General features: G+C 45.3%; 9 protein-coding genes and 1 pseudogene. All 10 read right to left on the minus strand.

The window, feature by feature from the left end:
- Positions 1-1,964, minus strand: a 1,964-nt coding sequence (gene uvrB / locus M3200_RS06465) for an excinuclease ABC subunit UvrB (RefSeq protein WP_288178196.1), incomplete at its 3' end; no start/stop codon positions are given.
- 211 nt (positions 1,965-2,175) lie between these two features.
- Entirely contained in the window at positions 2,176-3,279 is a 1,104-nt protein-coding gene (locus M3200_RS06470; protein ID WP_022382720.1) for an MGDG synthase family glycosyltransferase, read from the minus strand.
- Positions 3,280-3,382: 103 nt separating this feature from the next.
- Positions 3,383-3,682 carry a non-specific DNA-binding protein Hbs gene (hbs, locus tag M3200_RS06475; RefSeq protein WP_022382721.1) on the minus strand — a complete coding sequence of 100 codons (300 nt, stop codon included), beginning with the start codon at positions 3,680-3,682 and terminating at the stop codon, positions 3,383-3,385.
- Between the two features lie 64 nt (positions 3,683-3,746).
- Positions 3,747-4,832: a nucleoside triphosphate pyrophosphohydrolase gene (gene mazG / locus M3200_RS06480; RefSeq protein ID WP_022382722.1), complete on the minus strand. Its 1,086-nt coding sequence runs from the start codon at positions 4,830-4,832 to the stop codon at positions 3,747-3,749.
- A gap of 191 nt (positions 4,833-5,023) precedes the next feature.
- A complete protein-coding gene (locus M3200_RS06485) occupies positions 5,024-5,800 on the minus strand; it encodes a TatD family hydrolase (protein ID WP_022382723.1) in 777 nt (258 codons plus the stop codon).
- Positions 5,797-7,767, minus strand: coding sequence for a methionine--tRNA ligase (gene metG, locus M3200_RS06490; RefSeq protein ID WP_022382724.1), 1,971 nt, complete (start codon positions 7,765-7,767; stop codon positions 5,797-5,799). Before metG ends, M3200_RS06485 begins: the two co-directional genes overlap by 4 nt.
- 140 nt (positions 7,768-7,907) lie before the next feature.
- Positions 7,908-8,756: a 16S rRNA (cytidine(1402)-2'-O)-methyltransferase gene (gene rsmI, locus M3200_RS06495; protein ID WP_022382725.1), complete on the minus strand. Its 849-nt coding sequence runs from the start codon at positions 8,754-8,756 to the stop codon at positions 7,908-7,910.
- Positions 8,749-9,501, minus strand: a complete 753-nt coding sequence (locus M3200_RS06500; RefSeq protein ID WP_022382726.1) for a tRNA1(Val) (adenine(37)-N6)-methyltransferase — start codon at positions 9,499-9,501, stop codon at positions 8,749-8,751. Before M3200_RS06500 ends, rsmI begins: the two co-directional genes overlap by 8 nt.
- Positions 9,494-10,333, minus strand: coding sequence for a PSP1 domain-containing protein (locus tag M3200_RS06505; protein ID WP_022382727.1), 840 nt, complete (start codon positions 10,331-10,333; stop codon positions 9,494-9,496). Before M3200_RS06505 ends, M3200_RS06500 begins: the two co-directional genes overlap by 8 nt.
- Positions 10,330-10,893 (minus strand): annotated as a pseudogene (locus M3200_RS06510) (DNA polymerase III); the annotation flags it as partial. The pseudogene M3200_RS06510 and the gene M3200_RS06505, both read right to left, overlap by 4 nt.

A 10,893-nucleotide genomic window follows, 5' to 3' on the forward strand; every position in this document is an offset into this window, starting at 1 on the left:
AACTCCAGTGACTTGGCAGCTTTTTTCATGTTTTTCTCAGTTTCCTTCATCTGGGCATATAACTCTTCATCTGTCGTCTTTTCTGTCTTAGTACTTTCGCTGCCATAATCAGACGGCTTTTCTTCGACTTTCGTCAAATCTATCAGGTCCTTGACCCTTTTCTGTACCGTATGCGGCGTAATATGATGCTCCTTATTATACGCATCCTGTATCTGCCTTCTCCTGTTGGTTTCATCGATGGCATACTTCATCGACTTGGTAATTCTGTCTGCATACATGATGACATGCCCGTGTTCGTTTCGGGCAGCGCGTCCGATGACCTGGATCATTGAGGTCTCTGAACGAAGGAATCCTTCCTTGTCAGCATCCAAAATGGCAACGAGCGATACTTCAGGCATATCAAGGCCCTCGCGGAGAAGATTGATGCCGACAAGCACATCAAACACACCGGCACGAAGATTTCTGATGATCTCGGCTCTTTCAATTGTGGCGACATCAGAATGGAGGTACCTGACTTTTACGCCTGCTTCTGTCAGAAAATCCGTCAGGTCCTCTGCCATCTTTTTAGTCAATGTAGTGATCAGGACTCTTTCGTGGACTTCTTCCCTCTTGTGTATTTCCCCAAGGAGGTCATCCATCTGTCCCTCTATAGGCCGCACTTCGATGCTCGGATCCAAAAGTCCGGTCGGCCTTATGATCTGCTCCGCCAGATTTGTCTGAACCCCCATTTCATAAGGACCGGGTGTTGCCGATACATAAATAATCTGATTGATTCTTTCTGTGAATTCATCAAAAGTAAGCGGTCGGTTATCCAGTGCACTTGGAAGGCGGAAGCCATAGTCCACCAAGGTCTTTTTGCGTGACTGGTCGCCATTATACATAGCGCGCAGCTGAGGCACGGTTACGTGGGATTCATCAATCATAATCAGAAAATCTTCCGGAAAATAATCAAGCAGCGTAAATGGCGGTTCCCCGGGTTTCCTGTTGGACATATGCCTGGAGTAATTTTCTATTCCGGAACAATAGCCGACTTCCTGCATCATTTCCAAGTCATAATTTGTCCTCTGCTCGAGGCGCTGTGCTTCCAAGAGCTTATCCTGCGATCTTAATTCCTTCAGCCTTTGATCCAGCTCAGCTTCAATGGAAGTAATTGCCTTCCTGAGCTTGTCCGAGCTTGTTACATAGTGCGACGCAGGGAATATGCCTATATGGTTTCTCTCTGCCACTGTTTCGCCTGTCAGTACGTCAAATTCGGTTAACGAATCGATTTCATCACCGAACATCTCAATACGGACAGCTATATTGTTTTCAGATGCGGGAAATACATCAATCGTATCCCCTCTCACCCTGAACGTATCGCGCGTAAAATTCATATCATTGCGCATATACTGCATATTCACTAATTTTTCGATAATCTTATCGCGCTCTATTTCTTCACCCGGACGGAGCGACAATCCCATCGTGCTGTAGTCTTCCGGATCGCCGAGACCGTAGATGCAGGAGACAGATGCCACGATAATGACATCCCTTCTCTCAAAAAGCGCCATAGTCGCAGAATGGCGCAAACGGTCGATTTCCTCGTTTCGCGACGAATCCTTTTCAATATAGGTATCCGTCTGTGGCACATAGGATTCCGGCTGATAATAATCGTAATAGGATACGAAATAATAAACAGCATTATCTGGGAAGAAATCCTTGAACTCGCTGGCCGTCTGTGCCGCAAGTGTCTTATTAGGAGAAATAATCAATGTTGGCCGCTGCACTTCCTCAATGACCTTGGCCATGGTAAAAGTCTTGCCTGTGCCTGTTGCACCAAGCAGTACCTGAGCCCACTGCCCTTCATTCAGTCCATTGACCAGTGACTTCACTGCCTTTGGCTGATCTCCTGTCGGCTGAAAGGGTGCTTGCAGCTTGAATGGAATCATCGGCTCGATATATTCTCGTTCTATTCTTGATCTATCCATAAATTTCCTCGTATCCAGTTCAATAATCGAATATTCTCTATTTCTATATTATATCACGTAAAAGAATATTTGTTTTGTACATGGAAAAGCTCTTTGCCATATCAATATCTTATGCAAATATGACTTATGGATAAAACCGGTTCAATAAGCTCTCCATGCAGCTTATTAAACCGGTTTTATCACATCATGCTATTGATCCTTCGACAGGACGTTATTTGTTCATCATATCATAGAGAATCCTGACAACATCACTTTCACTGTCGGGGAGCGATTCGCCGCAGGCTTTAGACATGCGGAGTCTCAAATCAGGATTGGTAAGAATATGTTTAACCGTAGACGGCAGTTCATCCCTCTTGACCCATTCAGCGCATCCCTGATTCTTCATATGCATGGCATTGGCCCGTTCCTGTCCGGGAAGTGTGTTTACCAGAACCATCGGAAGATGCATAACCAATGCTTCCGTGCAGGTGAGTGCTCCAGGCTTCGTAACCAGAAGCTCGCTTCTTGCCATAATTTCAGCAACCTTGTTGGTATAGCTGTGGAGCTCTACCGGATGATGAAGCTTTTCAGAAAGCATGGCAACTTTTTCATATAAGTTAATATTTTTCCCTGTGATGACGATAAACTTTGAAATTTCCTTCACTTCATCCAGGCGGGTTATATTATCGATGACATTTCCAAGCCCGAGGCCTCCGCCCATAACAAGAACCGTGCCCTTTTCGAAAGGCTTTCCCTCTGCAGCTTTTTCATAGAAAGCCCTGCGTACAGGAATCCCTGTCACATGAATGATTTCAGGCGGAATATGGTAGCTTTCCAAAAGAGTTTTCAAATCCGGGGTTGCGACGCAATAACCATCCAGGTAATGGTCTACCCAAAGCTGATGAATATCAAAATCCGTGATTACTCCAAGCATGGGAAACGAAATATTCTGATCCTGTTTCAGAAGATCAGCCGCACCGGCAGGAAACGGGTGTGTGAAAATCATGGCATCCGGTTTTAAAGTTTCTATCAAACTCTTCATCCTGCGCTTGAAGGTAAGCGAAAGCATTTTCTGCGAGAGCTGCCCAAACTTGCTGCTCTGGGAATCACTGTACAGATGATCATATAATTCGGGAAATACATCGATCATTTTCAGATATGTATCCTTGATGATATGGTCAATAGAGAACATATTGCTCGAAACAAAATCCAGAACACTGACAGAGTCTTCCGGATGGAGTCGTTTAACAGCCTCTGCTATGGCCCGGGCCGCCTGGCTGTGTCCGGTTCCTATACTTGCTGTTAAAATAAAAAGCTTTCGCCCTTGATTCGCCATTATACTTCCCCTTTTCATTCGTCTTGTTCAAATTATAACATAGTCAGGAAGTATGATAAATTAAAAAACCACCTCAATTCTGAGGTGGCCCTTTAATTCATTCTTATTTCTTTGCTTTCTTTGCTTTTACTACGTTTACTTTTTCTTTCAGCCGTTTGGATACGCGGAAAGCCGGAGCTTTGGATGCAGGAATCTTGATTTCCTTCTGAGTGGAAGGATTGTGACCAACACGTGCACCACGTTCACGAACTTCGAAAGTACCAAAACCGATGAGCTGAACCTTATCTCCCTGAACAAGAGCGTCAGAGATGACATCAATAACGGCTTTGACTGCCTTTTCCGCATCTTTCTTAGTCATTTCTGCTTCTTCGGCAACTGCTGCGATGAGTTCTGTTTTGTTCATAACTAAACATCCTCCTTTAATAATTGGCGAAATCCTCGCCCTTAGTTCTTTCGGACAAAAGTAATCAACTATTTCCGTTGAATTTTTTCCAGGATTTCTGAGCATCCTCAGGAGTCATGTCAGCAAGGGTTTTGCCGGATTTCTGAAGATCCGACTCAAATAATCTCAACCGATCCATAAAATTCACAGTATAACTGTGTAATGCCAGCTCCGGATCGATCCCTCTTTCGCAAAGTACACGGTCTAAAGCGAAAAGAAAAGCACCCGCGCTGAATTCTCCGGTTCGTTGGTCTTCTGCGTCAAGAATATCGCAGATTTTCCTTCGTACATCCTCTGGGAAACTTTCTGAAAAGAACACTTCTTCCAGTCCGTTGGAACTAACTTTCTTTTGAATTATACACGCTAGAAGCAGACTTGGCAAGCTCCTAGGCACTCCGGATAACAGATATTGCCTGTTTTTTTCAATTCTCTTACGTTTTTCCCATGTTTCAAAAGCCTGATCGAGCTCTTCAGAGGATGAATTTCCGAAAACGAAGGGATGTCTTCTTATCATTTTTTCGGATATGCCATCGACTACATCCTGCATGGAAAACTGGCCTTCTTCTTCACAGAGCTTTGCATGAATGACGACCTGAAACAGTACATCCCCAAGCTCTTCTTTTAAATTAGGAATGTCGTTTTTATCGATTGCATCGATGACTTCATACACTTCCTGAAGGAAGTACGTCCTGAGGGACATATGATCCTGGCTCCTGTCCCACGGGCACCCTCCAGGAGCAAGAAGCCGTCCAACAACATCATCAATCTGCTTCAATGAAAAAGGATGAAGCGGCTGCGTCCTGGCCTTCCTGCTGTCGAAGAAGAAAATAAAATCAGAATCCATTGTGTGATTGGAAAATTCTTCCACGGAAAGCCTTAAAATAGTTCCAATCGGATCAATTGCCAATACAGAAGAATCTTTTGTGTATAATCTTTCTAATCTGGCAGAAAATGATTTAAGATTCTGAGCATTTGAAAATAATACAATCAAGGGATGCTTGAGCTGAAGTGATACACTCCCGGCCTCATTATCTCGTACAATAGTGAATGTATCTTCCTCTGACAGCAAGCCCTTATCCATCAATAAGTCTAAAGCTGTACTAATTTTCATCTATATACCTCTAAATGCGGGAAACTGCAATTTAAACCCTTTTTTGAGCGCTTTATTCACAGCGTTCAGGCAAGATTATCAACTTGATTTTCTTTATTCTATCATGTTCATCGAAGAGAATAAAATAAATGCAGAAATCTTCACGGATATTCTATAAGCAAAAAGGATGCGCCTCAGATGGCGCACCCTTTTTATTGATGAATCTGATAAATTTTCATGGCATTTTCGCGGGTAATATCAATCAGTTCCTGAACATCCATATTTTTGATCCTTGCCAGCTCCTCAGCAACCAGGAGTACGTTGGACGGATCATTTCTTTTTCCCCGATAAGGAGGCGGTGTCAGGTACGGGCTGTCAGTTTCAATCAGCAGCCTGTCCATGGGAATATCTGCAGCAACTTCTTTGAGCTTTATGCTCTTTGAAAAGACCACAGGTCCTGCAAAAGAGATGTAGAAGCCAAGCTTCATCAGTTCCTTTGCCGTTTCTATGCTTCCTGAAAAACAGTGCAGAATGCCGCGAAGGCGGCTGTCTGCATTGCGCTTCAATATTTCCAGAACATCTCCATGAGCTTCCCTGTCATGAATAAGGATAGGAAGATCCAGTTCCTTTGCCATCTGGATCTGTCTTTCAAACCAATACTTCTGGGTATCCTTATCCGTATAGAGATAGTGATAATCGAGTCCGATTTCCCCGATTGCCTTGATCTTATCATGAGTCTTTGCCAGATGGGCAATCTCAGCGAGCACTTCATCTGATGCGCCGTTTGTCACCTGAGGGTGAATGCCGACAGCGGCATAAATTCCTTCATGCGTATCGGCTAGGCGGACTGCCTTCTGGCTTGTCTCCAGATCCTCTGATGGAATGACGACATAATCCAGTGTCTTGAAAATCCGGGCAATGACGTCTTCACGATCCTTGTCGAACGCTTTGTCATAGAGATGGGCGTGCGTATCAAAAAGTCCGGTCATTTGACTTTGCTTCCAGCAGGCATGTCTACAAATGGCACCTGCAGCTCTCCGTCCTTGGAAGCTGCCAGAATCATTCCCTGCGATTCGATTCCCATCAATTTGGCAGGTTTGAGGTTGGAAACAAAAATGACATGTTTGCCGACAAGATCTTCTGGTTTGTAGTACTGGGAAATTCCGCTGACCACTGTTCTTGTATCATCGCCGCCAAGTGATACTGTCATCTTGATCAACTTGTTGGATTTTTCAACCTTTTCCGCTGTCATAATTTCCGCTACTCTAAGATCGGTCTTAAAGAATTCGGAAATATCGATTTCTTCAGTTTTCTCTTCTGCTTCTTTTTTGGAAGAAGATGCTTTTTCTGCCTTCTTGTTGTTCTTGGCTTTTTTGACTGGTTCTGCCTTTTCCTCTTCATCTTCCTCTATTTCAATTCTCGGGAAGATCTGGTCGCCTTTGTGAACCACGGTGCCGTCAGCAATTCCGCCCCATACGAGATCTTTGTAATCAGCATCCTTGAAATCTTTCAGTCCGAGCTGATTCCAGATCTTTTCAGACGCAATCGGAATCACCGGTTCTGCCATAAGGGAAACAAAACGGAGTCCTTCGCAGAGATGATAAAGTACAGCATCGAGTGCCCCTGCTTTGGATTCATCCTTTGCCAGAATCCAGGGGGCGGTTACGTCAATGTATTTATTCAGGGCACGGATAAAAGTCCATACTGCCTTGATTGCATCATTGATTTTCCAGTTGCTCATTCCGCTGCGGAATTCTTCCAGTGTCTGCTTAGCTTTTTCTTCGATGTCTGCAGATGCATCTGCAACAGCCTGATCTCCGGATGCATCGCCATTTGTCAGGACGCCGCCTCTGTATTTCTCAACCATGGAAAGCGTTCTGTACAAGAGATTTCCTAAATCATTCGACAGGTCGGAATTGATTCTTCCAATCAGGCGGTCACGGCTGAAGTTGCCATCCTGTCCAAGCTGGATATCATTGAGGAGATAATAGCGGATCGCATCCGAACCAAATTCCTGAAGGAGCGGAATCGGATCGATGACATTGCCCTTGGATTTGGACATCTTTTCGCCATCAACAATGAGCCAGCCATGCCCGTAAATCTTTTTCGGGATTTCAATGCCAAGGCTCATCAGCATGATCGGCCAGATGATGCTGTGGAAGCGGACAATTTCCTTTCCTACCAGATGAACATCTGCCGGCCAGAATTTGTGGAATTTTTCAGGATCGTCAACAATGCCTGCTGCTGTCAAATAATTGACGAGCGCATCAAACCAGACGTATACGACATGCTTGGGATCAAAGGGAACAGGGATGCCCCATGTAAAGCTTGTACGGGACACGCAGAGATCTTCCAGACCGCTTTTAACGAACTGCACCATTTCATTCTTGCGGGATTCCGGCTGAATGAAGTCCGGATGTTCATCAATGTATTTAAGCCACTGATCGGCATATTTTGACATCTTAAAGAAGTAAGCATCTTCGCTTACTCTCTGCAGCGGACGGCCGCAGTCAGGACAAATGTGTTCCGGCGTCAATTTGTTTTCAGGCCAGAATGTTTCATCAGGAATGCAGTACCATCCTTCATACTTGCCCAGATAGATGTCGCCCTTGTCGTAAGCGCGCTGGAAAAGCATCTGTACGACTTTCTTATGTCTTTCCTCGGTTGTCCTGATGAAGTCATCATTGGTAATATTGAGTTCTTTCCATAGCTGTTTGAATAAAGCGACAATGCCGTCGACGTACTGGATAGGCGTTACTCCGGCTTCTTCTGCTTTCTGTTCAATTTTCTGTCCATGTTCGTCAGAACCGGTCAAAAAGAACACATCATATCCGTCAAGGCGTTTGAAACGTGCTACAGCATCGGCTATCGATGTGCAGTACGTATGACCGATATGGAGTTTTGCGCTAGGATAATAAATTGGTGTCGTAATATAATATTTCGGTTTTTCACTCATAAATGTTTCCTCCCGATCCCTCTTTTTATAATTTATATTGGCTGGGACATCTTATTCATATTCTATTAATATCTTTTTATTATACCATTCTGATAAAAAGATAAAAGTCAAAAAAGGAAAATGCAGGCAGCCTGATCAGATTAATGATCGTTATGCTTCAGAAGATACTGGTAAACCTCTCTTCGCGAAACATTGTAGCGGCCGGAGACTTTGCGTGCAGCTTCCTTGAGCGGCATTCCTTCCGCCAAAGTCACAGCGGCATCCTGCCAGGATGTCTCTTCTTCATCCTCTTTTTCCATGGATTCATTCCAGCCTTCAACCAGAATGACATACTCGCCGCGGGGATCGTTCTCGTTCATCCCGCTTCTGAGTTCTGCGAGAGTCCCGCGTTCAAATGTTTCGAATTTTTTAGTCAGTTCCCTCGCCGTTACCGCATTTCTGTCTCCGAGCGACTGAATGAGTACGTCCATGGTCTCTTTGATGCGGTGAGGCGCTTCATAGAAAATGAGCGTCAGCGGCACTCTTGAAATATCTGCCAGAAGCTTTTTACGTTTGGCCGTAATTTTAGGCAGAAACCCGATAAAAGCAAACTGGCGGGCATCAAGTCCGGATGCGACAAGGGCTGTCAAAGCAGCATTGGGACCCGGAAGCGGGACGACGGGAATCCCCTCGTCCAGCGCCAGGCGGACTAAATCAGCTCCCGGATCGGATATGACCGGCATCCCTGCATCGCTGACCTGCGCAACAGAGTGTCCTTCCTTCAAAGCTTCAATCAGTTTGGGCCCGGCTTCTTTTTTATTATGCTCATGGTAGGATACCGGGTGTCCCTGTATCCCCAGGTGTTCTAAAAGAATCCGTGTGTGCCTTGTATCTTCGGCCGCTATGATATCTGCATTCTTCAATATATCAACGGCGCGATAGGTTATATCCTGCAGATTGCCGATCGGCGTCGGTACCAGATAAAGTGTCCCCTTCTCCACTTCACTCATGACTTTTCCTCCCATATATCTCACAGACTTCCTCTGTGTAAGAACCATCATCATTATGAAGAAGAAGCGGCGGTTCTACGACAAGTTCTGCATGCCCCCCGTATCTCCATTCTATCAGTACCCTGACTGCCGTATGGCCTTTTCTGGCATAGACAAAGCGCATGCGTTTAGGCTCCATATGATACTTTCTTCCTATAGTGATAAGGTCAGCCGTCCTGTCCGCCCTGTGTACCATAGCCAGCCGTCCGCCGTATTTCAGAAGATACTGCGCTGTCTTGAATACGTCATCCATCGTCGCATTCATTTCATAACTGGCGCTGGCCACCCCGCTTTTGGCACTCATTCTTCCAGTCCCCACTTCCCGATAAGGCGGATTAGCCAGTACCAGAGAGAATTTTCCGGAATCGAACTGCCGGGAAGATTCCCGGTAATCTCCTTCAATGACTTTGATCTGCGCTTCTTTATGATTCCCTTCCACATTCCTTCTTGCCAGATCCGCCATTACAGGGTCCAGTTCAAAAGCCGCAATATGATTGCCGCCGAGTGAAGAGACAAGCAGTGCAATAACACCTGTGCCTGTTCCAAGATCGGCGATGACATCATTTTTCTTAGGCTCTACATAATGAGCCAGTAATACAGAATCTACAGAGAAGCAGAAATGATCCGGCCTTTGGATGAGTTTCATATCATCCCTGACTAAATCGTCGAGTCTTTCTCCCTCATTCAATACCCATTCATCAGCCATTTTCAGCCTGCTCTACCTCGTCCCAGGGGAAAGTCTTTGTCTTCTGCCCCTCCAACTGCACTTTAACTGTATGTTTTTGTGTATTGACATAGAGAATCTGTCCCGCACCTTCTTCCGTAATCGCCTTCATGCCGACCCGGAACATCTTCTCATTCCCCTTATCTCTATGGCAGCAGCCCTTCTTCTTGCATCCGTCATGTACATACTGGTCGTTTTCATAACGCAGGCAGCACATGAGGCGCCCGCATACACCGGATATCTTCGTCGGATTCAGGGAAAGGCCCTGATTCTTTGCCATCTTAATGGAAACCGGTGCAAAATCACCGAGAAATGTTGCGCAGCATAAAGGTCTCCCGCAGGGGCCGATTCCGGACACCTGTTTAGCCTCATCCCTTACGCCTACCTGCCTCAGTTCAATCCTGGTATGGAACACAGACGCCAGCTCTTTGACAAGATCCCTGAAGTCGACTCGTCCGTCAGACGTAAAGAAGAAAACGATTTTATTCCGGTCAAAGGTATATTCAGCGCGGAGAAGCTTCATAGGACACTTGAACTTCTCTATTTTCTTAAGACAGATTTCGTAGGCTGACTGCTCGCGCTCCTTGTTTCTTTCCAGCTGCGCCATATCTTTAATCGTAGCTTTGCGGATGACCGGTTTCTGCGGCATATCCTCCTCGCTGACTTTATCTGGCATAAGGACAACATAACCGTATTCCAGTCCCCTGGATGTTTCAACAATAACTCCATCATCTATATGCAAATCAAGATTGTTGGAATCAAAGTAATATATTTTACCCGCAGGCTTAAATCTGACACCTATAACTTGATTCATTCTTTTCTGCCTCTCTGTATATTCTTCAATTGGATAAGAATCATATCCCAAATATTTTTTATATTAATATAATGCGTATATGCGAGCTCCGCATCGCGGAAAACTTCCATCACCTGCATGACTTTGCCATTCCACTTCCGGGAAACAGCCATCTCGCGTCCCATGACCGACATGCACCTTGCCCGGTTCTGGTCACCGGTTTCAGCCAGCACGAGTATATCCCGCCCGACCAGGATGATCCAGCGGAGCATTTGATGGAATTCATCTCTGTCTTTCCATTTATGCCCGCTTAATGCAGAAAATGAACGGGGATTATCCGTAATGGTTTCCCAGAACGACATGGCTGCATCAGGCTGTGCATTATCTTTTTCACTGCAAATTTCCAAAGTAATGCCCGGGTTTCCTTCTGAAAGCTGGTAAAGCATATCAGGAGTCATATTCACCGGCACCGGGTATTTGCTGCTTTCCCTTTGGAGAAGTGCAAGATATTCTTCCCTTCCAAGCGGGGTAAAGGCAAATTTCTCGCTTCTGGAAATCACTGTCGGAAGAATGGAGTTCAG

The sequence above is a fragment of the Dialister sp. CAG:357 genome, from assembly GCF_000435155.1.
Lineage (GTDB): Bacteria > Bacillota > Negativicutes > Veillonellales > Dialisteraceae > Dialister > Dialister hominis.